The organism is Microbacterium sp. GXF6406, from assembly GCF_054798215.1.
The window spans coordinates 116294-138773 of sequence record NZ_JBSJZH010000002.1; the positions used below are offsets into that span (position 1 = coordinate 116294).

Genomic DNA, 22480 nt, shown 5'->3' on the forward strand with positions numbered 1-22480 from the left:
GTCCGGCTCAGCGGTGGGTGAAGTCGGGCGCGCGCTTCTCGCGGAACGCCGACATCCCCTCTTTCTGGTCCGCCGTGTCGAACAGCGCCGCGAAGGCCTGCTTCTCGTGGGCGAGACCGGCGGAGAGTCCGCCTTCCAAGGCCGCGGCGAGCGCCGCTTTCGCCGCGTGCAGCGAGGGGAGCCCCTTGGCCGCGATCGTGTCGGCGAGCTTCTCGGCCTCGGTGAGCAGATCGGATGCCGACACGACCCGGGAGACCAGGCCCGCACGCTCTGCTTCTTCGGCGCCCATCATGCGCCCGGAGAGCACGAGTTCGGCGGCCTTGTAGGGTCCGACGGCGCGGATGAGCCGCTGCGTGCCGCCCATGCCGGGGATCACGCCGAGGTTGATCTCGGGTTGGCCGAACTTCGCGGTGTCGGCGGCGAGGATGATGTCGCACATCATCGCGAGTTCGCAGCCGCCGCCGAGGGCGAAGCCGCTGACCGCGGCGATGACCGGGGTGCGAACGGCGGCGAAGGCATCCCAGGCTCCGAAGTGGTCGGTGGCGAGCATCTCGGATGCCGTCAGCGACTCCATCTCCTTGATGTCGGCGCCCGCGGCGAAGGCCTTCTCCGAACCGGTGACGACGATCGCCCCCACCCCGTCGTCGCCGTCGAACGCCTGGGCTGCGGCGGCGACCTCGCGCGACAGCTGCGCGTTCAGCGCGTTCAGGGCCTGCGGACGGTTTAGGGTGATCCATCCCACGCGTCCGCGCTGGCTGACCAGGATCGTCTCGTACTCGGTCATCGTCGACTCCTCACGTTTTGGTTCCAGTCTGCCTGGCTTCGACTTGCTCGTCGACCGGACGAGGCGTCACGGATCTCGGTGATGATCCCCGAGAAGTCACGGCGCGCGCCGTCGCCGGCGGCGAACAGGGCGTAGATCTCCTGCGCGAGGCGTCCCATCCGGGCATCCGTCGCCGTCTGCTCGATGGCCTGCAGCGCGAGGCCGAGATCCTTGGCCATGAGGGATCCGGCGAAACCGGGCTGATAATCGCGATTCGCGGGGCTCGTCGGCACGGGTCCCGGCACGGGGCAGTTCGTCGTCACCGACCAGCACTGGCCGGATGCCTCGGACACCACGTCGAAGAGCGCCTGGTGCTCGAGGCCCAGCCGCTCGCCCAGCACGAACGCCTCGGCGACCGCGATCTGCGACACCGCGAGGATCATGTTGTTGCAGACCTTCGCGGCCTGTCCGAGCCCCGGTCCGCCGCAGTGCACGATCCTCGCACCCATGATCTCCAGCGCCGGCAGTGCTGCGGCGAAGTCCTCCGCGGACCCGCCGACCATGAACGCGAGCGTGCCGTTCTCGGCTCCGACGACGCCGCCCGAGACCGGAGCATCCACACTGCGATGCCCGGCCCGGACCGCGAGCTCATGCGCGGCCTGAGCCTCGTCGACGGCGATCGTCGACGACTCGATGAACAGGGTTCCCGGGGGTGCAGCGGCGAGCAGTCCGCCCTCATAGGCGTCGATGACGTGGCGTCCGGCGGGGAACATCGTGATGACGACGTCGGCTGTGGATGCGGCATCCGTCCCGCTGTCGGCGATCGTGATGCCCTCCTGCCGTGCCGCTTCGAGCGCGGCGGGGACGAGATCGAAGCCGCGCACGTCATGGCCGGCGCGCATGAGGTTCACGGCCATCGGCAGCCCCATGTGTCCGAGCCCCAGGAACGCGATGCGGGTCATGAGGCCCGCCTCATGGTCTCGGAACCGGCGGGTCTCAGCATCTCGCGGCCGACGATGAGGCGCATGATCTCGTTCGTCCCCTCGAGGATCTGGTGCACGCGCAGGTCTCGCACCACCTTCTCGATGCCGTAGTCCTGCAGGTATCCGTACCCGCCGTGCAGCTGCAGAGCCCGGTTGGCGATGTCGAAGCCGGCATCCGTGGCGAATCTCTTGGCCATGGCGCAGCGCATCGTCGCATCCGGGGCGTGCTCGTCGACCGCCTGAGCGCCGTCTCGCACCATGAGTCGCGCCGCCTGCAGCTCGGTTCGCATATCGGCGATCGTGAAGAGGATCGACTGCTTCTCGGCGAGCGGCTCGTCGAACGCGACACGGTCCTGCACGTAGTCGACGGCGCGGTCCAGGGCCCAGCGCGCGCCGCCGAGCGAGCAGGCGGCGATGTTGAGCCGCCCGCCGTTGAGGGCGGACATCGCGATGGCGAACCCGCGCCCCTCATCGCCGAGCATGGCGGATGCCGGCACCCGCACGCCGTCGAGCACCACCTGCCGGGTCGGCTGCGCCCGCCAGCCCATCTTCTTCTCGACGGCCCCGAAGCTGAGCCCGTCGGCGCCTGCAGGGACCAGGAACGCGCTGATGCCGTGCGCTCCGCCTCCCACGCCGGAGCCGTCGTCGCCGGTGCGCGCCATGACGACGTAGACGCCCGCTTCTCCGGCACCGGAGATGAACTGCTTCACGCCGGTGAGGACGAAGTCGTCGCCGTCGCGGACGGCCCGGGTCGTGAGGGATGCCGCGTCGGATCCCGCGCCGGGTTCGGTCAGGCAGTAGCTGCCGAATTCGGTCATGGCGGTCAGCCGCGGCAGCCACTCGTCGTGCTGGGCGTCGTCACCGTAGGTGTCGATCATCCAGGCGACCATGTTGTGGATCGAGATGTAGGCCGCGATCGTCGGATCTCCGGTGGCGAGCTCCTCGAAGATCGCCACGGTATCGGTGCGGCTGAGCCCGGTGCCGCCGTGCTCTTCGCGCACGGAGATGCCGCCGAGGCCGAGATCGCCCGCCCGGCCCAGGGCATCGCGGGGGAAGAGATGCGCCTCGTCGCGCTCGATCGCGAACGGGGCGAGCTCGGTCATCGCATAGTCCCGGACGGCCGCGAGAATCGCGTCGCGCTCCTCGGCGCTGGTCAGACTGATGATGGTCATGGGGTCCTCCGCTCAATCCATGGTGGGGATGACGAAACTGGCGCCGGTGGCGCCGGCGGGCCACCGGCTCGTCACGGTCTTGGTCTTCGTGTAGAAGCGGAAGGCGTCGGCGCCGTGCTGGTTGAGGTCGCCGAAGCCCGATCTCTTCCAGCCGCCGAAGGTGAAATAGGCGATGGGCACCGGGATCGGCACGTTCACACCGACCATGCCGACGTTCACACGTGCGGTGAAGTCTCGGGCCGTTCCTCCGTCGCGGGTGAAGATCGCCACGCCGTTGCCGAGTTCGTGATCGGATGCCATCGCCAGGGCCTCTTCGTAGTCGGATGCTCGTGCGATGACGAGCACGGGTCCGAAGATCTCTTCGCGGTAGAGGGCCATGTCGGTGGAGACGTGGTCGAACAGGGTGGGCCCGAGGTAGAAGCCCTCCTCGTACCCGGGGATGCGCAGTCCGCGGCCGTCGACGAGCAGCGTCGCGCCGTCGTCGACGCCCTGCTGGATCGCCTGTTCGACGCGCTCGACCGCCTGCGCTGTGATGAGGGGGCCGTAGTCGTAGCCCGGGACGGATGAGGGGCCGACGGTGAGCGCCCGGACGCGCTCGGCGAGCTTCGCGGCGAGCGCTTCTGCGGTGCGCTCTCCGACGGGGACGGCGACGGAGATCGCCATGCAGCGCTCCCCCGCCGATCCGTACCCGGCTCCGATGAGCGCGTCGGCGACCTGGTCGAGGTCGGCGTCGGGCATGACGATCAGGTGGTTCTTGGCGCCGCCGAAGCACTGGGCGCGTTTGCCGTGGGCCGCCGCGGTCGCGTAGATGTGCTCGGCGATCGGTGTGGATCCGACGAAGCCGATGGCGCGGATGCGCGCATCCGTCAGGATCGCGTCGACCGCCTCGCTGTCGCCGTGCACGACGGAGAAGACGCCGGCGGGGAGGCCTGCCTCGGCGAAGAGCTCGGCCAGGCGGACGGGGACCGAGGGGTCGCGTTCGCTGGGTTTGAGGATGAAGGCGTTCCCGGCGGCGAGCGCGGGCCCGGCTTTCCACAGCGGGATCATGGCGGGGAAGTTGAACGGGGTGATCCCCGCGACGACGCCCAGCGGCTGGCGCATCGAGTACACGTCGATGCCCTCTCCGGCTCCGGTCGAGTACTCGCCCTTGAGCAGGTGCGGTGCACCGAGGGCGAACTCGATCACTTCGAGCCCGCGCTGGATGTCGCCGCGCGCGTCGTCGAGGGTCTTGCCGTGCTCGCTCGACAGCAGTCGCGCCAGGTCGTCCTTCTCTCGGGTGACGAGTTCGAGGAAGCGCATGAGCACGCGGGCGCGCTTCTGCGGGTTCGTCGCCGCCCAGGCGGGCTGGGCCTGCTCAGCTGCGTCGATCGCGCGTCGAACTTCTGCCGGCGTGGCGAGGGGAACGCGCGCCTGGATGCGTCCGCTGCTCGGATCGTAGACGTCACTGAAACGGCCGGACTCCGGGGTGTGGAGCGATCCGCTGATGAAGTGGGCAATGGTACGGGTCATTGTGCGACTTCCCTTCGCGTCGTCATTGGCGCAATGCCCACGGTAATCGGACAACCCGGTAATTACTAGGGCTTCCTAGTACTTGTCGCATCGGGTGGCGCCCTGTGGCCGGGGTTTCCCGTCTTCTCATCCGGCTGCGGACGCTGCCCGCGCAGCGGCCAGCAGGTCGGGCACCCCCTGCTCCAGCGCGGGCCCGAACTCGTCACCGGGGCGCTCGCCGTCCAGCCACCGGGTGTGAATCGCCTCGCAGAACACGGCAGCCTTCCACAGCGCGAGCGTCTCGTACCAGGCGAGCGCCGAGACGTCGGCCCCGGTGCGCGCCACGTACCGGTCGACGAGATCCGCCCGGCTCGCATACCCGACGCCGCGCGTCACCGTCGTCAGATCCAGCGGGGTGGGCGCGGCATCCCGATCAGCATACGTCGCCACAAGATAGCCGAGGTCGGCGAGCGGGTCGCCGAGGGTAGCCATCTCCCAGTCGAGGATCGCCTGCACCCGCGCCGGACCCGAACGGGCGAACATCAGGTTGCCGATGCGGAAGTCGCCGTGCACGACGGATGCCCGCGGCGAGCGCGGCAGGTTCTCCCCCAGCCACACCGCCAGCGCATCGACCTCGGGCAGTGCGGCGAGCGCGTCGACCGCCGCATACGGCATCGCCTGGCGCCCCTCCTCGTCGTCGAGGTGCGCGGGCATCCGGTCGGTGATGACGTCGCCGTCGAGGTGCTCCATCACGTAGAACGGCACGCCGAGCACGCTCTCGTCGTCGCAGACGTGCAGGATCTCCGGCACCGCGACGCCCTCGGCGGCGAGCAGCCTCTGCACGCGCGCCTCGCGGCGCATGTCGTGCGTGGACGGCGGATGCGGCGGCCGCGGCCCGCGGCGCAGCACGAGCCTCCGACCGCCCCACTCCAGCAGAAAGGTCACATTCGAAAGGCCCTCGCCGATGCGCGTCGCCCGGCTTCCAACACCGCCGCCGGTCGCATCGCCCAGGCCCGCCGCGGTCAGTCGCTCCACCAGGGCGTCGAGCACGAGCAGCGGCGGACGCTCCTGCCGCGCGGCCTCCGCCGCGGTACGGACGACCTCGGGGTCGGTGCTCACGACGCGCCTCCCACCAGATCGAGACGGGCTGCTCCGGCATCCGTCTCCCGCAGCCTGGCGCGCGCCGCCCGCCCCGCGATCGCCCACCGGTGCGTCTCGCTCGAACCGTCGTAGATGCGGAACGGCCGCGCCTCGTTGAGGTACTGGATCAGCGGCAACCCCGAGCTCACCCCGTCTCCTCCGCACAGCTGCACGGCCCGGTCGATGACCCGGAACACCGCCTCCGAGCAGTGCACCTTCGCGATCGACGACAGGGCGGCGCCGGCGCGCGGGTCGTCCTCGAGCACGCGCGCGGCCCGGTCGATGACCGCCGCGGAGGTCTCGATGTCGATCGCACTGTCGGCGATCATCGCCTGCGCGACGCCGAGGTCGGCGAGGCGCGAGCCGAAAAGCTCGCGCCCGTTCGCCCGGTCCAGGCACGTGTCGAACGCGCGGCGCGCGAGCCCCAGCCAGCGCATGCAGTGCGTGAGACGGGCGGGCCCGAGCCGCACCTGCGCGTAGCGGAACCCCTCTCCCGGGGCACCAAGCACGTCGGCATCCGGCACGAAGACGCCGTCGAAGACGACGTGCGGATGCCCGCCGGCGATCGCCGATTCGATCGTGCGGATGCCGGGACCGATCCGCACCCCGTCGGCGTCGAGCGGGGTGAGCAGCATCGTGGCTCCGGAGGGGTGATCACCGTCGGCATCCGTGCGCGCCATGACGATCGCGAACGCCGCACCCTCGGCGCCCGATATGAACCTCTTCTCGCCGTGGATCAACCACCCGCCGTCGACCCGCTCGGCGCGGGTCGCGAGGGCGTCCGGGTCGGAGCCCACCCCGGATGCGGCTCGGTCATCGCGAACGACGAGCGGATGCCGCCTGCCACCAGCGGCCGCAGATACCGCTCCTTCTGATCGTCGGTGGCGACGAGCTCGAGCAGGCGCATGTTGCCCTCGTCCGGGGCCATGCAGTTGAGCGCCGCAGGACCGATCAACGAGTAGCCGGCCTCCTGGAACACCGCCGACCACTCCGGCAGCGCGAGCCCCTGACCGCCGTACTCGCGCGGGGCGTGCGGGGCGTGGACGCGGGCATCCTTCGCCTGAGCGCGCAGGCCCTGCAGCGCGGCATCCGTCAGCGTCTCGCCCCACCCGGGCTCCGCCGGGATCGCGACCTCGCGGATGAAGGCGCGCGTGCGCGCGACGAGATCGCTCATGCTGTGCCTCCCGCGTTCAGCAGCCCGCCGTCGAGGGTGAGCACCTGGCCGGTGACCCACCCCGATCCGTCGTCGCACAGGTAGGCGACGGCATCGGCCACGTCGTCCGGGGTTCCGAGCCGACCCACCGGGTACGCGGCGGCGACCTCGACCTCCCGCCCCTCGTAGAGGGCCTCGGCGAACCGCGTCTTCACGACCGCCGGCGCGACCGCGTTGACCCGGATGCGGGGCGCGAGCTCGACCGACAGCGCGCGGGTGAGGTGGCTGACGGCCGCCTTGCTCACGCCGTACCAGCCGATGCCGGGCGAGGGGACGTCGCCGGCGACGGAGGAGAGATTGACGATCGCGCCGCCGGATGCCTGCTCGCCGAGGCCCGCGCGCACCGCCTGCTGCGTCCAGGCGAGGGTGCCGATGACGTTCACCTCGAGCACCTTGCGCGCGGCGTCGAGGTCGAGGTCAGCGAGCGGGCCGTAGACGGGGTTGATGCCCGCGTTGTTGACGAGGATGTCGAGGCGCCCGAACTCCGAGGCGATGCGCGCGAACACCTCCTCTCGGTGCGCAGGGTCGTCAGCGGCACCCGCCACGCCGATCGCTCGCGCCCCCAGATCCGCGACCGCGTCGGCGAGCGCCTCCGCACCCCGGGCGGTCACGCAGACGGATGCCCCCTCGGCGATGAATCGGCGGGCGATGGCCAGGCCGATGCCGCGGCTCGCACCGGTCACCAGCGCCGCGCGGCCGGAGAGCGGCCCGTCGGGGTGCGTCATGATGATCTCCTTCGATCCCGTGATTTCTCTAATCTTCATTAAACTTCTGCGCTCGCGCAAGGCATCCGACCAACCGGAATAAGGTGTTGACTCTTAAAATTTTGAATGCATAATAAAAACTGTGACCCGCGATGAGGCGGAGGAAGAGAGGCCCGCGATGGCGCTGACCCGAGACCTGTACGACGACGATCACGAGGAGTTCCGCAAGATCGTGCGGGAGTTCGTCGAGCGTCACGCCAAGCCGCACGCCGAGAGGTGGGATGCCTCCGGCGTCGTCGACCGCGAGCTGTTCACCGCGGCGGCCGAGGCCGGCATCCTCGGATACTCGATCGCCGAGGAGTACGGCGGCGGCGGATCCGACGACTTCCGCTTCAACGCGATCATGGCCGAGGAGCTCGCGGGCAACCCCGTCTCCAGCGGCATGGCCGGCATCGCCCTGTCGAACGACATCACCATCCCCTACTTCACCGATCTCACGGACGACGAGCAGAAGCGGCGCTGGCTGCCCGGCATCGCATCCGGCGAGCTCATCACCGCGATCGCGATGACCGAGCCCGGCACCGGCAGCGATCTGTCCGGCATACGCACCTCCGCAGTGCGCGACGGCGACGACTACATCGTCAACGGGTCGAAGATCTTCATCTCCAACGGCCAGAACGCCGACCTCGTCGCCACCGCCGTGCGCACTTCCCACGACCCGCACCGCGGACTCAGCCTGCTCGTCATCGAGCGCGGCATGCCCGGCTTCAGCCGCGGCAAGAACCTCGACAAGGTCGGCCTGCACGCGCAGGACACCAGCGAGCTCATCTTCGAGGATGTGCGGGTACCGGCATCCAACCTGCTCGGTGAGGAGGGCGCGGGCTTCGCCGGCCTCATGCGCAACCTCCCGCAGGAGCGGCTCTCGATCGCGGCGGGCGCCGTGGCATCCAGTGAGGGAGTGCTCGCGCGCACCCTCGGCTACGTCAAGGACCGCACCGCCTTCGGCAAGCCCATCGGGTCGTTCCAGAACACCCGCTTCGAGCTCGCAGACATGGTGACCGCGACGCAGGCGAGCAGGGCGTTCGTCGACCGGGCGATCCGCCAGCACTGCGCGGGCGAGCTGTCGGCGGCGGATGCCTCGGCGGCGAAGTTCCACACCACCGAGCACTACGTCGACATCGTGAACCGCTGCCTGCACCTGCACGGCGGATACGGCTACATGCAGGAGTACCGCATCGCCCAGGACTACCTGGATGCGCGGATCACCACCATCTACGGGGGAACGACCGAGATCATGAAAGAGATCGTCGGCCGGGACCTCGGGCTCTGAGACAAGGATGTGAAAGAGATGACTGACGCGTACATCTACGACGCCGTGCGCACCCCGCGCGGCAAGAACAAGGGCGGGGCGCTGCACGCCACCAAGCCGGTCGACCTCGTCGTGGCCCTGATCGACGCGATCCGAGACCGCAACCCGGGGCTCGACGCGAACGAGATCGACGACATCGTGCTGGGCGTCGTCTCGCCCGTCGGCGAGCAGGGCGGCGACATCGCCCGCACCGCCGCCCTCGTGGCGGAGCTGCCCGAGTCCGTCGCCGGCGTGCAGATCAACCGGTTCTGCGCCTCGGGCCTGGAGGCCGTGAACCTCGCCGCGCAGAAGGTGGCATCCGGCTTCGAGGACCTCGTGCTCGCCGGCGGCGTCGAGTCGATGTCGCGCGTGCCGATCGGCTCGGACGGCGGCGCCTACGCACAGGACCCGACGACCGCCTACGACAACTACTTCGTGCCGCAGGGCATCGGCGCCGACCTCATCGCCACGATCGAGGGCTTCACCCGCGAGGACGTCGACGCGTTCGCGGCGCGCTCGCAGGAGCGCGCGGAGACGGCTTGGCAGGAAGGACGATTCGCGAAGTCGATCGTCCCAGTGCGCGACATGAACGGCGTCACCCTGCTCGAGACCGACGAGCACCGCCGCCCGGAGTCGACCGTCGAGTCGCTCGGACAGCTGCCGGCGAGCTTCGCGACGGTCGGCGCGCAGGCTGGGTTCGACGCCGTGGCCCTGCAGAAGTATCACGCGGTCGAACGCATCGAGCATGTGCATGGTCCGGGCAACTCGTCGGGCATCGTCGACGGCGCCGCCCTCATGCTCATCGGATCCCGCGCGGCCGGCGAGACCGCGGGCCTGACGCCCCGCGCCCGCATCATCGCCACCGCCGTCACCGGCTCCGAGCCGACGATCATGCTCACCGGTCCCACGCCGGCGACGCAGAAGGCCCTCGACCGGGCCGGCCTCACCGTCGACGACATCGACCTGTTCGAGCTGAACGAGGCCTTCGCGGCCGTGGTCATGAAGTGGCAGAAGGATCTCGGCATCCCGGACGAGCGGGTCAACGTCAACGGCGGAGCCATCGCCATGGGGCATCCGCTGGGCGCCACCGGCGCCATGATCCTGGGCACGCTGCTCGACGAGCTCGAGCGCCAGGGCCTGAAGCGGGGCCTGGCGACGCTGTGCGTCGGCGCCGGGATGGGCATCGCCACCATCATCGAGCGGGTCTGAGCCCGAGGGTTCGAGGAGGAACCATGAGCATCGCAGAGAACGTCGAGACGTACACCGGATACGCCTGGGAGCGGGATGCCGACGGCATCGTCACCGTGACCATGGACGACCCTGATGCGTCCGTCAACACCATGAACCCGCACTTCACCGCCGCCCTCGAGGCGACCGTCGACCGGCTCGAGGCCGAGCGCGAGAGCATCGCCGGTGTCATCCTCGCCTCGGCGAAGAAGAGCTGGTTCGCCGGCGGCGACCTGAACCTGCTGCGCGCGGCGGACCCGGCGAAGGCCGCCGAGGAGACCGCGCACATCGACCACGTCAAGGCGCTGCTGCGCGGTCTCGAACAGCTCGGCCGTCCTGTCGTGGCCGCCCTCAACGGCACCGCGCTCGGCGGCGGGCTCGAGGTCGCCCTCGCCTGCCACCACCGGATCGCGGCATCCGACGCCCGCGGCGCGCAGTTCGGCCTGCCCGAGGTCTCACTCGGCCTGCTCCCCGGCGGCGGCGGGATCACTCGCACGGTGCGGATGCTGGGACTGCAGAAGGCGCTGCAGGAGGTCATCCTGCCGGCGACGAAGTTCCGCACCGAGGATGCGGTCGCCGTCGGCATCGTCGACGAGACGGCGCCGCTCGCCGAGCTCCACGATCGGGCGCGCGCCTGGATCACCGCGAATCCGGCCCCGGTGGTGCCGTGGGATGAGAAGGGCTTCCGGCTGCCGGGCGGCGCGGTCTCGTCGCCGTCGGTCGCCGGCATGCTGCCGGCGCTGCCCGCCCTGCTGCGCAAACAGCTCAAGGGCGCGCCCATGCCGGCGCCGCGCGCGGCGCTCGCCGCCGCCGTCGAGGGCGCGTACGTCGACTTCGACACGGCGTCGCGCATCGAGACCCGCTACCTCGTCAGCCTCACGCACGACCAGGTCGCGAAGAACATGATCAAGGCGTTCTTCTTCGACCTGCAGGAGATCAACGCCGGCGGCAGCCGGCCGCTGGCATCCGACGGCTCCCCGTTCCCGAAGTTCACCGCCACGAAGGTCGGCGTGATCGGGGCCGGCATGATGGGCGCCGGCATCGCCTACGTCTCGGCGAGGGCCGGCATCGACGTGGTACTGAAGGACGTCTCCGTCGAGGCGGCGGAGAAGGGCAAGGACTACTCCCGAATGCTGGAGCAGAAGGCTCTCGCTCGGGGGAAGACGACCCCGGAGAAGTCCGAGGCGCTGCTCGCCCGCATCCACCCGACCGCCGACGCCGCCGACTTCGACGGTGTGGACTTCGTCATCGAGGCCGTCTTCGAATCGGTGCCGGTCAAGCAGGGCGTCTTCCAGGAGATCGAGGACATCGTGCGCCCGGATGCCGTTCTCGGCTCGAACACGTCGACACTGCCGATCACCCAGCTGTCGGAGGGGGTGAAGCGTCGGGACGACTTCATCGGCATCCACTTCTTCTCCCCCGTCGACAAGATGCCGCTCGTGGAGATCGTGCGCGGCGAGAACACCGGCGACGAAGTGCTGGCGAAGACGTTCGACTACGTGCAGCAGATCCGCAAGACCCCGATCGTCGTCAACGACTCCCGGGGGTTCTTCACCTCGCGCGTGATCGGCACGTTCATCGCCGAGGCGGTCGCCGCGGTCGGCGAGGGCGTGGAACCGGCATCCGTCGAGCAGGCGGCCCTCCAGGCCGGCTACCCGGCAGGAGCGCTCCAGCTGCTGGACGAGCTGACCATCTCGCTGTCGCAGAAGATCCGGATCGAGACGCGCACCGCCGTCGAGGCCGACGGGGGCGTGTGGACGGAGCATCCGTCCGAGGCCGTCATGGACTGGATCGTCGATGAGGCGAAGCGGCCCGGCCGCAAGGCCGGCGGCGGATTCTACGACTACTCCCCCGAAGGCCGGCGGGTCGGCATCTGGCCCGGACTGCGCGAGAAGTACGGATCCGGACGCACGGTGCTGCCGCTGATCGACCTGCAAGAGCGGATGCTGTTCGCCGAGGCGCTGGATGCCATCGACTGCCTCGACAAGGGCGTGCTGACGTCCGTCGCCGACGCGAACATCGGCTCGATCTACGGCATCGGGTTCCCCGCCTGGACCGGCGGCGTGCTGCAGTACGTCAACCAGTACGACGGCGGCCTGGACGGGTTCATCGCCCGGGCCCGCGAGCTCGCCGATACCTACGGCGAGCGCTTCGCCCCGCCCGCATCGCTGACCGCCCGCGCCGAGCGGGGTGAGACCTATGAATGAGCAGCCGCGGTTGCGCACCCCCTTCACCGAGGCGCTCGGCATCGAGCATCCGGTCGTGCAGGGCGGGATGATGTGGGTCGGACGCGCCGAACTCGCCGCAGCCGTCTCGGAAGCGGGTGGTCTCGGCATGATCACCGCGCTCACCCAGCCGACGCCGGCGGATCTGACGAAGGAGATCGCTCGGGCGCGCGCCCTCACCGACAAGCCGTTCGGGGTGAACCTGACGATCCTGCCGTCGATCAACCCGCCGCCCTACGACGAGTACCGGCGGGCGATCATCGATGCGGGCATCACGATCGTCGAGACGGCGGGGTCGAGCCCCGAGCCGCACATGGACCAGTTCCGCGATGCCGGGGTGAAGGTCATCCACAAGTGCACCTCGGTGCGGCATGCGCTCAAGGCGCAGGCCGTCGGAGTCACGGCGGTGTCGATCGATGGATTCGAGTGCGCGGGCCATCCGGGCGAGGACGACGTGCCCGGGCTCGTGCTGATCCCGGCGGCGGCGGATGCTCTGGACATCCCGTTCATCGCCTCCGGCGGCTTCGCCGACGGGCGGGGGCTGGCGGCGGCACTCTCACTCGGCGCCCACGGCGTGAACATGGGGTCGCGGTTCATGTCGACCGTGGAGTCGCCGATCGCGCAGAGCGTGAAGGACCGGATCGTCGAGGCGAGCGAGCTCGACACGAACCTCATCTTCCGGTCGCTGCGCAACACCGCGCGGGTGGCGAAGAACGCCGTATCGGACGAGGTCGTGAGGATCCTCGCCGAGGGCGGGCAGTTCCCCGACGTGCAGCCGCTCGTCGCCGGAGCCCGGGGGCGCAAGGTGTTCGAGGACGGCGACCTGGATGCGGGGATCTGGACGGTCGGTCAGGTGCAGGGCCTCATCCGCGACATCCCGACCGCGGGCGAGGTCGTCCACCGCACGGTCACGCAGGCGCATCGGGTGCTGCAGGAGCGACTGGCGATGTTCGGCTGACCTCTCCGTCACTCCCACCGTTGCCCCGCCGACTCAGGGCCGGCCCTCGCACAGCGCGCAGCGCGCACCACCGCTGCATAACTCCGGAGAAACGCCGGTCCCGCCGGTTTCGCGGCTGCGAAATCACGGAAGCACAGAAAATCTCCGGAGTTATGCAGGGCGGAGGCGTGTCAGGGGCGGGCGAAGGTGCCGAAGCGCACCATGTCCTGCGCGCCGTGGACGAGGTCGTCGAGCGAGCGGGTGCGGGGGTTCCACCACTCCACCGCCCAGTTCATCGACCCGAGCAGCAGCAGACGGAACACGTTGATGTCGACGCCCTCGCGCAGCTCACCGGCATCCTGCGCGGTGAGGAAGAGCTCGCGCCACAGGCTGCTGTATGCGCCCTCTTCCGCGGCGGGCCGCACGCGCAGGTGCTCGGGCACCTGGCCGGCGTTGCGCACCGATGCGGTCGTGTAGTCCGAGATCTGCAGCTCGTAACGCAGGTGGGCATCGACGGCGACCAGGATGCGATCGGAGGGCGTTGCGGCATCATCCAGCTCCGCGAGCACCTCCTCGACATGCACGCGCACCCGATGCGCGCCCGCCCACATGACCTCTTCGACGAGCTCATCGCGCGACGCGAAGTAGTAGTAGATCGCCGGCGCCTGCACGCCCGCGGCCTCGGCGACGTCGGTCAGCCGTGTACCCGCATAGCCCTTGCGGCTGAGCACCTGTGCCGCGGCATCCAGGATCCGTTGGCGCGTGCGCGCCGACTTCGATGTCTGCTCCGTCGTCATTCCAGCATTCTAACGATGGTTCGAAAAATCTCACCGCCTCTTGCCCCGGGAAAACAACGGGGCTAACGTGAATTGTCATTAACTTTTTCTCAATGAAGAGCAAGAGGAACCCGCCATGACCATCACCCGTGCAGAAGAATCCGCCCGTCTCGTCGCGCATGATCCGCGCGACGGCAGCGTGATCGCCGAATACGCCCTCGAAGACGACGCCCGCGTCGCCGAGCGCGTTCAGACCGCCCGCGATGCCGCCACCTGGTGGGCCGCGCAGGGGTTCGACGGCCGCAAGCGCATCGTCCTCGCTTGGAAGGGGGCGATCGCGCGCGGCGCGGCAGATCTTGCGGCGATCATCTCGCGCGAGACCGGCAAGCCGGAGGGGGACGCTCTGCTGGAGGTCATGCTCACGCTCGGCCACCTCGACTGGGCGGCCAAGAACGCCCACCGCGTTCTGAAGCCCCGTCGCGTCAAAGCCGGCATCATCAACTACAACCAGAAAGCGACGCTGCGCTATGAACCGCACGGGGTCGTCGGCGTGATCGGCCCCTGGAACTATCCGCTGTACACGCCGATGGGCTCGATCTCGTACGCCCTGTCGGCGGGCAACGCCATCGTCTTCAAGCCCAGTGAGCTCACCCCCGGGACGGCCCGCTGGATCGAAGCGCGCTGGAGCGAGGTCTGCGACCGCCCCGTCCTGCAGGTCACCACGGGCGACCGCACCACCGGCGCCGCGCTCGTGCGCGCCGGCGTCGACAAGATCGCCTTCACCGGTTCGACGGCCAGCGCCAAGCGGGTCATGGCCGCGTGCGCCGAGACGCTGACCCCGCTGGTCGCGGAATGCGGAGGGAAGGACGCCCTGATCATCGCCGAGGATGCCGACCTCGATGCCGCAGCGGACTTCATCACCTTCGGCGGCTTCGGCAATGCCGGGCAGACGTGCGTGGGCGTCGAGCGCGTGTATGCGGTGCGTTCGGTGCGCGACGCGCTGGTCGAGAAGGTCCTGGAGCGCGCGCGCCGGCTCTCGCTCGACGGCGATGCCCCGGCGTACGGACCGCTCACGCTCGCGTCACAGTCCGAGATCATCGCGGACCACATCGCGGATGCCGTCGCGCGGGGCGGCCGCGCGGTACTCGAGGGCCCGGAGTCGGTGACCGGCCGGCGCGTCGCCCCGGTCATCCTCGTCGATGTTCCGGAGGAGTCGGATGCTGTGCGAGCCGAGACCTTCGGCCCGACGGTCGTCATCAACGCTGTCTCCGACCTCGATGAGGCAGTGGCTCACGCGAACGCGACCGACTTCGGCCTGGGCGCGGCTGTCTTCACCCGCAGTGCGAAGACGGGCGAGGCTGTGGCCGCTCGTCTCCGCGCCGGGGTGGTGACGATCAACTCCGTGCTGGGTTTCGCCGCGATCCCCGCCCTGCCGTTCGGCGGGGTGAAGGGCTCGGGGTTCGGGCGCATCCACGGCGCCGATGGGCTGCGCGAGTTCAGTGTTCCGAAGTCGGTGGCCCGCCAAACACGGGATGCCGCGATGAAACTGCTCACGATGGATCGCAGCGACCGCGATATGCATCTCGTCGCGAAGCTCATCCCGATGCTGCACGGCAAGGGAAAGTAGCCCCGGGAACCCGCCTCTTCTCCGGGAAGGGCGGGCTCAGATGCCGAGCACGGCCTCGACGAAACCGGCGAGCCGAGCCGCGGCGGCGTCATCGCGTTCGGCGAGCAGCGGCATCTGGTCCGTGATGACGCTGAAACCGGCGTGCACGAGCACCGCCGCCTCGCGGCCGCCGAGTTCGGGACGCACGGCCTGCAGCAGCGCGGTCCAGTCGGCGACGTGGGCGCGCTGCATCGCGCGCAGGCGACGCTGGTCCTCGGGGGCGAGGTTGCCCAGCTCGGAGAAGTAGATCCGCATCAGCGCCAGGTTGCGGAACGAGTGGTCGACATAGGCGCGGCAGAGTCGGCGCAGAGCCTCATCGGAGGTGAGCGACGACTCGCGGACGTGCAGCATGGCCCGTTCGAGCGAGACCGCCGCGCGATCGCAGGCCGCGAGCAGCACCGCCGGCTTGCCGTCGAAATGCCGGTATACGCCGGAGGGCGTCAGATCGACCTCGACGGCGAGGTCCTCGATCGTGACCTCGTTGTACCCGCGTTCGGCGAACAGCCGGATCGCGGTGTCGACGAGCTGCTCGCGCCTCCCGGAAGCGGTATCCCTCTGTTCGAGGAGATCGCCCGCGGCGGGTACCGAAGATGCGACCGTCGGGTCGATGTCGAGCATCCGCCAGGCGGCTTCCTTCAACAGCGCCCGCAAGCTTCGCATCGCGACCACCGTGCGGTGCGCGGTGACGCTCGCGACGACGCTGAGCGCGGCGAGCACGATGAGCCGCCGCTCGTGCTCGTCGATGTCCGACCGATAGAGCCGGTGCGGCTCCTCGAACCTCTCACGCAGCATCCGGAACTCCGCCGTGAGGCGCTCGCGGTCATCACGCTCGAGGTAACGGCCCTCCCAGCGATAGATGCCGCCGATGGTGCGCAGGTCGATCGTCGTCGCGATGACGTCGTCGAGCAGCTCGTCGAGAGCGGCGCGGGCATCCGTCGCCGTCTCGATGGGCTGCTCGGCGGCATCCGCCGTAGCGTCGATCAACTGGCGGACGAGGGCGAAGGCCGTGGTGACGAACAGCGCGTACTTGTTCGGGAAGTGCCGGTACAGCGCCGGCGCGGAGATGCCGACGGCGTCTGCGATGTCCTGCATGCCGACGGCGTGATACCCGCTGCGGGCGAATGCGGCGGCGGCAGCCTCCTGGATGCGGCGCTTGCGATCGCGCGGACGCGTCCGGTTCACGGGCAGGCCGGCGGAGGATGACATAGCCGACAGCCTACCGGCCGCTGTCCGCACGTGATTATCTATTAACTTCCGGATGCCTCAGCGATGTGAATTCTCGTTAACAAAGTGCGTGACAACCGGAACACGCGGTGGCATACTCATGACAAGCCCCGCCGCGACGACGCGGTGACGACGCATCGATGAAGATGAAGGGACCCTCCCGATGTCCGAGCAGTCCGTTTCTGCGATCCCTGCGGCCGTGCGCCGCAACCACTGGATGAACCAGACAGCGACGCACGCCGAGATCACACCCGACGGCACCGCATTCAAATTCCTCGGCGAGGTGACGACCTGGCGCCAGGCCGCCGACCGCATGGACGCGTTCGCCGCCGCCCTCGCCCGCCGAGGCGTCGGAGTCGGCGACCGCGTGCTGCTGCTGACCCTGAACCGTCCCGAGGTCGTGCTGTCGGTCTTCGGCATCAACCGGCTCGGCGCGATCGCCGTGCCGATCAACATCCGCCTCACCCCGCCCGAGATCGCCTACATCGTCGACGACGCCGATGCCGACGTGCTCATCGTCGAGGCACCGCTCGCCCCGCTCGCCCCGCTCGCCCCGCTCGTCGGCGCCGTCGCGCAGGTGACCGACCGCATCAAGAAGGTCATCGTGATCGGCGAGCCCGTCGCCGAGGGGCAGGAGTCCTGGGCGGATCTCATCGCCGAGGACCCCGCCGACTTCGAGGCTCCCGACGTGCCTGAAGACACGACGTGCCTCATCATGTACACCTCCGGCACGACCGGCCGCCCCAAGGGCGCCATGCTCGACCATGTCAACCTGTTCGCGCAGGCACTGACGCTGCTTCGCGTGAACAAGGTGTTCGGCGAGGACGACATCTCGTTCATGACCGCCCCGCTGTTCCATATCGCCGGCCTCGGCTCCATCGCGCCGAACTTCGTCATCGGCATCCCGACCGTCATCCACCCGCTCGGCGCGTTCAACCCGACCGAGCTGCTCGATGCCTGGGAGCGCGAGCGCGCGACCATCGTGTTCAACGTGCCGCAGCAATGGCAGGTGATCTGCGCCGATCCGAGCATTCCCGAGCGCGATCTGCATCTGCGCATCATCAGCTGGGGCGCGGCCCCCGCGTCCGACACCCTGCTGCAGCAGATGAGCGACTGCTTCCCGAAGGCGACGAACGTCGCCGTGTTCGGACAGACGGAGATGACGCCGATCACCTGTGCTCTCAGCGGCGAGGACTCGCTGCGCAAGCTCGGGTCGGTGGGCCGCCCCATCCCGACCCTCCAGTACCGTGTCGTTGACGACGAGATGAACGACGTCGCGCGCGCGGCAAGGTCGGCGAGATCCTCTACCGCGGCCCGAACATGATGAAGGGGTACTGGCGCAAGCCTGCCGAGACGGCCGAGGCGTTCGAGGGTGGCTGGTTCCACTCCGGCGACCTGGTCCGCCAGGACGCGGAGGGCTTCGTCTGGGTCGTCGACCGCAAGAAGGACATGATCATCTCCGGCGGCGAGAACATCTACTGCGCCGAGGTCGAGAACGTCCTCGGCGCGCATCCGAAGATCCTCGAGGCGGCGGTCTACGGCCGCGCCGATGAACGGTGGGGCGAGATCGCCGTCGCTGCTGCGGCTCTGCGCGAGGGCGAAGACCTCTCCCTCGACGAGCTGCAGGCCTGGCTCGGCGACAAGCTCGCCCGCTTCAAGCAGCCCAAGGCCCTGGTCGTCGTGGCGGCTCTCCCGCGAAACGCCGCGGGCAAGGTCAACAAGGTCGCGATGCGCGCCGCCGACCGCGAAGAGGCAGTGGTCTAGACGATGAATGCTGCTGTGGCTGCGCTCGTCCGGGAGCGCGGCGGATCCGTCGCGCTTTCGGAAGTCTCCGTGCGCGAGCCCGGCGCGGGCGAGATCCTCGTGCGCATCCATGCGTCCGGCGTGTGCCCCACCGATTTGTTCGGGATGTCCGGCGGAGCGGGCGACCGCTTCCCCGCGGTGTTCGGCCACGAAGGAGCGGGCATCGTCGAGCGGATCGGTACCGACGTCGGCACCGTGCAGGCCGGCGATCGTGTGGTGCTCAGCTTCGACGCCTGTGGTGCGTGCACGCGATGCGATGACGGGCATCCGGCCTACTGCGAGCGCTTCGCGGAAAGGAACTATGACCCGCGGTCGGATGCCACGAACGTCGAGGAGTCCGTGACGACGGGGTGGATGGCGCAGTCGTCGTGGTCGACCCTCGCAATCGCCCGGGCGTCGAATGCTGTGCGCATTCCGGATGATGTGCCTTGGGAGGTGGCGGCCCCGCTGGGATGCGGCATCCTCACGGGTGCGGGAACCGTGCTCAACGTGCTGCGACCGGGGCCCGGCGACGCGTTGCTCGTGATCGGCGCCGGCACGACGGGTCTCGCCGCGATCGCGGCAGCTGCCCATCGTGGTATCGCGCGCATCGTCGCCAGCGATCCCTCCCCCGAACGGCGAAGGCTCGCCCGCGACTTCGGCGCCACCGAGGCGGTCGCACCGGATGCCCTCGATGCTCGCACCCTCGCCGCCACCCACGCGCTCGACACGGTCGGCAACCAGGAGACCATCGACACCGGACTCGCCGCCCTGCGCCCGCAGGGCGTGTGCGCGACCGTGGCGCTGCATGCAGGGGCGAATCGGATCAGCCTCTCGCAGTCGCAGCTGCTCTGGGGGCGCAGCCTGACCGGCGTCATCGAGGGAGACGCGCAGATCCACCGCGATATCGCGCTGCTCATCGCACTGTGGCGAATCGGCCGCCTGCCGATCGAGAAGCTCGTCCGCCGCTACCGCTTCGATGAGATCGGCGCCGCGATCGACGCTTCCCGCTCCGGACACGCGATCAAACCGGTGTTGATGATGGAACCCGACTTCGCGGATGCACCGGATGCCGCCTCCCTCCTCGATGTGGCGGCAGCGCTGCGCGCCGGCGGAGTTGCCGTCGATGCCCTTCCGCTGCTGTGGCGGTCGCTGCCGCCGGTCTCGCCGAACGAGCTGCGCGGACTCTGGAAGGGCACGGGGTTGAGCATCGGGCATCCGACCCATCGGATGCTGGGACGCACCGGCTGGTTCGGAAAGCTCTTCCGCTCGGACGACGACGTCGTCCCGCTCGTCTGCGAAGCATTCGACGGCACCCTCACGGCGAACACCGCACTCGCCCGCGGCGGCGCGATGCTGCGCACCGCTGTGCACGACGGCATCCCCACCGCCGCGATGTCGTATGACGGGATGCCGGTCATCGACCTGTTCACCCGCATCGGGCCCGACGCCGTGCTCGGTGTCATGACCGGCCGCGACGCCGCCGCGCCTGACGGCTCGCTGTACTTCTTCCTCCTGGAGAAGGTCCCCGACCGCGAGGTCGGATCGCCCCGCTCTCAGACGTAGTCATCGGCGTGCAGCGGACGCACCCCGCGCGAATGGACGATGAACTGCGCGCGCAGAGGAACATCCAGCAGGGCCGCCGCATCGGCCATCGCCCGCGCCCAAGCTGCGTCGGCGGCCTTCGCAGCGTCACCGCCTCGGCGCTCCCAGGCGAGCACCACGTGCGCGTTGCCGCTGATCTCGCGCATCATGCCGATCCGGTGCATCAACAGGTGGGCCTGGGTCACCGCTCCCGAATGCTCATCGTCGACGGCGCCGTGCGGATCCCCGGGATAGTCCGCGATCGGCAGGAGCGGGTCGCCGAGGCATCCGCGCTCATCGAGGAAGAGCACCCACACCTGGCGGCGGGCCGCCTTCTGCAGAAGGAGATCGAGCATGTCGCGCAGATCATCGTCGGAGTGCAGGACGCGGTCTCGCAGGGAGTTCTGTGCTTCGGTCATGCGCTCGATCCTGAAGCATCCGATGCTCGCGGATCAGCGCTCTCGCGCGTCCTGTGCACACGAATCCTGCGACGGCGACCCGTGCAGAACATGACGAAGCGGCCGGGGGCACACGCCCCCGGCCGCTTCGTTCGCATCGGTCACTCCCAGGTGACGACGGGCGTCTCCTCGGAGAAGTCGACCGAGGGCGATCCCATGCGCCCGCCGAACCAGACCTCGAACTGCGCAGTCTCGCCGTCCTTCTCGCCCTCGAGCGTCGTGTCGATGTCGACGGAATCATAGGTCGAGACCATCGTCGGGTAGGAGTAGCTCGTCTGCGGCTTCAGGCTGTCGAGATCCTTCTGCCCCTCGGCGGTGATCGTGCGGGTCACGCTGCCGTCGACCGGTTCGTAGCCCTGGATGTCGATGCCCGTGAGATCCATGCCGCACGGCGTCGCCAGAGTCTTCAGCGCGATGCACTCCTCCAGCGATGCGCGCACGAGCGAGCGGAACGTCGCCGCGCCCTCGTCGGAGAGCTTCGGGTACAGGTCGTAGAAGACCTCCGAGTGCTCCTCATCCGCCAGCGTGAACGTGTCGCTCTCGGCGTCGATCACGAACTCCTCGTAGGCGAGCGCGAGCTGGTAGGTGCCGGGGAACAGCTCCGTGTATTCCTCCTGCGGTTCGAAGCCGTTGATCGTCAGCCCCAGACCTTCGAACGCCGACAGCGATGCGCTCACGAGGCCATCACTGATGCGCCAATCGCCATCGCCGTAGTTCCAGACGGTGAAGTCGCGCTCGATCGTCTCATCGCCGACCATGAATCTCGCCGAGACCTCGGATTCGTAAACATCGCGGGAGCTCTCGGTCTCCTCGACCACGATGTCCGTGATGGGTGCGATCGCGAGGGACGCCGCGAGCATCTCATCCGTGAGCAGGCTGTCATCGCCGTACACATCGATGAATTCGAGAGCGGCCTCCGCGTCGCCGGCGGCGAGCGCGGTGAGGTACTCCTCGACGATGCCGGATGCCGTCTGGGCGGGGCCGCGCAGCAGAACGGGCACGATGATCGCCGCGGCGATCAGCAGAACGAGAGCCGCACCGCCGCCGATCAGGCCGAAGAGCAGGCCCTTCGACATCGGCTTCTTCGCCGCCGGCGGCTGGGCCGGGTAGCCGGCGACGGGGTATCCGCCCGGAACAGGGACGCCCGTGCTCGGGTCGTACGCCGGCGCGGCACCGGCATACGCGGCGGCGTTCGGGTCGTAGGCGGGTGCGGCACCGGGGTACGCGGCGGTCGCGTTCGGGTCATAGGCCGGGGCAGCACCGGGGTACGCAGGAGCGACGCCCGGCTGAGCGGGCGTCTCGCTCGAGGCCGGGGGCATGGGCGCTCCGGGCGCGACGAGCGGCGGCGCGGCGGCCGGTTCGGGCGCGACGACAGGCTCCGGCTCAGCGATGGGCTCGGGCGCGACGACGGGCTCGGATGCTGCAACCGGCTCCGGGATCTCGACTGCGGTTTCCGCCGGCGCCGGAATGCTCTCAGCCGGAGCCTCAGGTGCAGTGGGCGCTGCGTCAGCGACGTTCTCCGGGACGGGCGCTTCAGCAGCAGCCGTCTGATCAGCGGGCGTCTCGGATGACAGCAGCCCCCCGATGTCGTGGGCGCCTGCCGCTGCGGCGTCGGAATCGGCCGCGGGAATCGGCGGGATGTTCTGGGGATTCTCCGGTGTCTCGTTCGTCACGGATCCCATCGTAGATCCAAAGGTCCCGCATAGAACGAGCTGATCGCCCCTGCCCGACGGAACGTGATCAGATCGAGGCGAATCAGCGGCTTTCCCTCCCCCCGAGGCGGCCTCCGC

The 22480-nt window shown here is 69.4% G+C and carries 20 protein-coding genes; 8 read left to right on the plus strand and 12 right to left on the minus strand.

Annotated features, from left to right (window positions below):
* Nucleotides 1-7: 7 nt before the first annotated feature.
* The 8 genes from ACWAUG_RS02115 to ACWAUG_RS02150 all read right to left on the minus strand — a co-directional run bounded on the left by ACWAUG_RS02115 (nt 8) and on the right by ACWAUG_RS02150 (nt 7484).
* On the minus strand, nt 8-784 hold the full coding sequence (locus ACWAUG_RS02115; protein ID WP_460800889.1) for an enoyl-CoA hydratase-related protein: 777 nt from the start codon (nt 782-784) through the stop codon (nt 8-10).
* Complete coding sequence (gene mmsB, locus ACWAUG_RS02120) at nt 781-1725, minus strand: 3-hydroxyisobutyrate dehydrogenase (RefSeq protein ID WP_460800891.1); 945 nt, start codon at nt 1723-1725, stop codon at nt 781-783. The genes ACWAUG_RS02115 and mmsB overlap by 4 nt, the downstream gene beginning before the upstream one ends.
* Nucleotides 1722-2918 (minus strand): acyl-CoA dehydrogenase family protein, encoded by a 1197-nt coding sequence (locus tag ACWAUG_RS02125; protein WP_460800892.1) that lies wholly within the window; start codon nt 2916-2918, stop codon nt 1722-1724. Before ACWAUG_RS02125 ends, mmsB begins: the two co-directional genes overlap by 4 nt.
* 12 nt (nt 2919-2930) lie before the next feature.
* Complete coding sequence (locus ACWAUG_RS02130; protein WP_460800894.1) at nt 2931-4427, minus strand: CoA-acylating methylmalonate-semialdehyde dehydrogenase; 1497 nt, start codon at nt 4425-4427, stop codon at nt 2931-2933.
* A 126-nt stretch (nt 4428-4553) separates the two neighbouring features.
* Nucleotides 4554-5525 (minus strand): phosphotransferase family protein, encoded by a 972-nt coding sequence (locus ACWAUG_RS02135; RefSeq protein WP_460800895.1) that lies wholly within the window; start codon nt 5523-5525, stop codon nt 4554-4556.
* Nucleotides 5522-6343 (minus strand): acyl-CoA dehydrogenase, encoded by an 822-nt coding sequence (locus tag ACWAUG_RS02140; protein WP_460800897.1) that lies wholly within the window; start codon nt 6341-6343, stop codon nt 5522-5524. The genes ACWAUG_RS02135 and ACWAUG_RS02140 overlap by 4 nt, the downstream gene beginning before the upstream one ends.
* Entirely contained in the window at nt 6283-6720 is a 438-nt protein-coding gene (locus ACWAUG_RS02145; protein WP_460800899.1) for an acyl-CoA dehydrogenase family protein, read from the minus strand. The genes ACWAUG_RS02140 and ACWAUG_RS02145 overlap by 61 nt, the downstream gene beginning before the upstream one ends.
* The gene (locus ACWAUG_RS02150) at nt 6717-7484 is read right to left on the minus strand and encodes an SDR family oxidoreductase (protein WP_460800901.1); all 768 of its coding nucleotides are present in this window, start codon (nt 7482-7484) and stop codon (nt 6717-6719) included. The genes ACWAUG_RS02145 and ACWAUG_RS02150 overlap by 4 nt, the downstream gene beginning before the upstream one ends.
* A 121-nt stretch (nt 7485-7605) precedes the next feature.
* Between ACWAUG_RS02150 and ACWAUG_RS02155 the strand changes: the two genes are divergently transcribed.
* Genes ACWAUG_RS02155 through ACWAUG_RS02170 form a run of 4 tightly spaced genes read left to right on the plus strand, consistent with a single transcriptional unit; the run spans nt 7606 to nt 13221 of the window.
* The gene (locus ACWAUG_RS02155) at nt 7606-8793 is read left to right on the plus strand and encodes an acyl-CoA dehydrogenase family protein (RefSeq protein WP_460800902.1); all 1188 of its coding nucleotides are present in this window, start codon (nt 7606-7608) and stop codon (nt 8791-8793) included.
* Nucleotides 8794-8811: 18 nt separating this feature from the next.
* Nucleotides 8812-10020 carry an acetyl-CoA C-acetyltransferase gene (locus ACWAUG_RS02160; RefSeq protein WP_460800904.1) on the plus strand — a complete coding sequence of 403 codons (1209 nt, stop codon included), beginning with the start codon at nt 8812-8814 and terminating at the stop codon, nt 10018-10020.
* Between the two features lie 23 nt (nt 10021-10043).
* Nucleotides 10044-12245 carry a 3-hydroxyacyl-CoA dehydrogenase NAD-binding domain-containing protein gene (locus ACWAUG_RS02165; protein WP_460800906.1) on the plus strand — a complete coding sequence of 734 codons (2202 nt, stop codon included), beginning with the start codon at nt 10044-10046 and terminating at the stop codon, nt 12243-12245.
* Nucleotides 12238-13221 (plus strand): NAD(P)H-dependent flavin oxidoreductase, encoded by a 984-nt coding sequence (locus tag ACWAUG_RS02170; RefSeq protein ID WP_460800908.1) that lies wholly within the window; start codon nt 12238-12240, stop codon nt 13219-13221. The genes ACWAUG_RS02165 and ACWAUG_RS02170 overlap by 8 nt, the downstream gene beginning before the upstream one ends.
* A gap of 170 nt (nt 13222-13391) precedes the next feature.
* On the opposite strand, the gene ACWAUG_RS02175 is transcribed toward ACWAUG_RS02170, so the two are convergent.
* Nucleotides 13392-13997, minus strand: a complete 606-nt coding sequence (locus ACWAUG_RS02175) for a TetR/AcrR family transcriptional regulator (protein ID WP_460800910.1) — start codon at nt 13995-13997, stop codon at nt 13392-13394.
* A gap of 115 nt (nt 13998-14112) precedes the next feature.
* Here ACWAUG_RS02175 and ACWAUG_RS02180 point away from each other — a divergent pair, with 115 nt between their 5' ends.
* Entirely contained in the window at nt 14113-15603 is a 1491-nt protein-coding gene (locus tag ACWAUG_RS02180; protein ID WP_460800912.1) for an aldehyde dehydrogenase family protein, read from the plus strand.
* 36 nt (nt 15604-15639) lie between these two features.
* On the opposite strand, the gene ACWAUG_RS02185 is transcribed toward ACWAUG_RS02180, so the two are convergent.
* Nucleotides 15640-16848 (minus strand): TetR/AcrR family transcriptional regulator, encoded by a 1209-nt coding sequence (locus tag ACWAUG_RS02185; protein WP_460800914.1) that lies wholly within the window; start codon nt 16846-16848, stop codon nt 15640-15642.
* A gap of 181 nt (nt 16849-17029) precedes the next feature.
* Between ACWAUG_RS02185 and ACWAUG_RS02190 the strand changes: the two genes are divergently transcribed.
* From ACWAUG_RS02190 to ACWAUG_RS02200, 3 genes are read left to right on the plus strand one after another with little or no spacing between them, the layout of a single operon-like run.
* Nucleotides 17030-18190: an AMP-binding protein gene (locus ACWAUG_RS02190; protein ID WP_460800915.1), complete on the plus strand. Its 1161-nt coding sequence runs from the start codon at nt 17030-17032 to the stop codon at nt 18188-18190.
* The gene (locus ACWAUG_RS02195; RefSeq protein WP_460800917.1) at nt 18187-18630 is read left to right on the plus strand and encodes an AMP-binding enzyme; all 444 of its coding nucleotides are present in this window, start codon (nt 18187-18189) and stop codon (nt 18628-18630) included. The genes ACWAUG_RS02190 and ACWAUG_RS02195 overlap by 4 nt, the downstream gene beginning before the upstream one ends.
* A 15-nt stretch (nt 18631-18645) precedes the next feature.
* A complete protein-coding gene (locus tag ACWAUG_RS02200) occupies nt 18646-20214 on the plus strand; it encodes an alcohol dehydrogenase catalytic domain-containing protein (protein ID WP_460800918.1) in 1569 nt (522 codons plus the stop codon).
* On the opposite strand, the gene ACWAUG_RS02205 is transcribed toward ACWAUG_RS02200, so the two are convergent.
* Together ACWAUG_RS02205 and ACWAUG_RS02210 are read right to left on the minus strand one after the other, a co-directional pair.
* A complete protein-coding gene (locus tag ACWAUG_RS02205; RefSeq protein ID WP_298039615.1) occupies nt 20205-20651 on the minus strand; it encodes a hypothetical protein in 447 nt (148 codons plus the stop codon). The genes ACWAUG_RS02200 and ACWAUG_RS02205 overlap by 10 nt on opposite strands.
* A gap of 140 nt (nt 20652-20791) precedes the next feature.
* A complete protein-coding gene (locus tag ACWAUG_RS02210) occupies nt 20792-22363 on the minus strand; it encodes a hypothetical protein (RefSeq protein ID WP_460800919.1) in 1572 nt (523 codons plus the stop codon).
* Nucleotides 22364-22480 lie beyond the last annotated feature (117 nt).

What these genes read in the sequence shown, in the direction of transcription:
- ACWAUG_RS02115 (WP_460800889.1), bottom strand. Translation starts at nt 784, where the DNA reads ATGACCGAGTACGAGACGATCCTGGTCAGCCAGCGCGGACGCGTGGGA.
- mmsB (WP_460800891.1), bottom strand. Translation starts at nt 1,725, where the DNA reads ATGACCCGCATCGCGTTCCTGGGGCTCGGACACATGGGGCTGCCGATG.
- ACWAUG_RS02125 (WP_460800892.1), bottom strand. Translation starts at nt 2,918, where the DNA reads ATGACCATCATCAGTCTGACCAGCGCCGAGGAGCGCGACGCGATTCTC.
- ACWAUG_RS02130 (WP_460800894.1), bottom strand. Translation starts at nt 4,427, where the DNA reads ATGACCCGTACCATTGCCCACTTCATCAGCGGATCGCTCCACACCCCG.
- ACWAUG_RS02145 (WP_460800899.1), bottom strand. Translation starts at nt 6,720, where the DNA reads ATGAGCGATCTCGTCGCGCGCACGCGCGCCTTCATCCGCGAGGTCGCG.
- ACWAUG_RS02150 (WP_460800901.1), bottom strand. Translation starts at nt 7,484, where the DNA reads ATGACGCACCCCGACGGGCCGCTCTCCGGCCGCGCGGCGCTGGTGACC.
- ACWAUG_RS02160 (WP_460800904.1), top strand. Translation starts at nt 8,812, where the DNA reads ATGACTGACGCGTACATCTACGACGCCGTGCGCACCCCGCGCGGCAAG.
- ACWAUG_RS02165 (WP_460800906.1), top strand. Translation starts at nt 10,044, where the DNA reads ATGAGCATCGCAGAGAACGTCGAGACGTACACCGGATACGCCTGGGAG.
- ACWAUG_RS02170 (WP_460800908.1), top strand. Translation starts at nt 12,238, where the DNA reads ATGAATGAGCAGCCGCGGTTGCGCACCCCCTTCACCGAGGCGCTCGGC.
- ACWAUG_RS02175 (WP_460800910.1), bottom strand. Translation starts at nt 13,997, where the DNA reads ATGACGACGGAGCAGACATCGAAGTCGGCGCGCACGCGCCAACGGATC.
- ACWAUG_RS02180 (WP_460800912.1), top strand. Translation starts at nt 14,113, where the DNA reads ATGACCATCACCCGTGCAGAAGAATCCGCCCGTCTCGTCGCGCATGAT.
- ACWAUG_RS02185 (WP_460800914.1), bottom strand. Translation starts at nt 16,848, where the DNA reads ATGTCATCCTCCGCCGGCCTGCCCGTGAACCGGACGCGTCCGCGCGAT.
- ACWAUG_RS02190 (WP_460800915.1), top strand. Translation starts at nt 17,030, where the DNA reads ATGTCCGAGCAGTCCGTTTCTGCGATCCCTGCGGCCGTGCGCCGCAAC.
- ACWAUG_RS02195 (WP_460800917.1), top strand. Translation starts at nt 18,187, where the DNA reads ATGATGAAGGGGTACTGGCGCAAGCCTGCCGAGACGGCCGAGGCGTTC.
- ACWAUG_RS02205 (WP_298039615.1), bottom strand. Translation starts at nt 20,651, where the DNA reads ATGACCGAAGCACAGAACTCCCTGCGAGACCGCGTCCTGCACTCCGAC.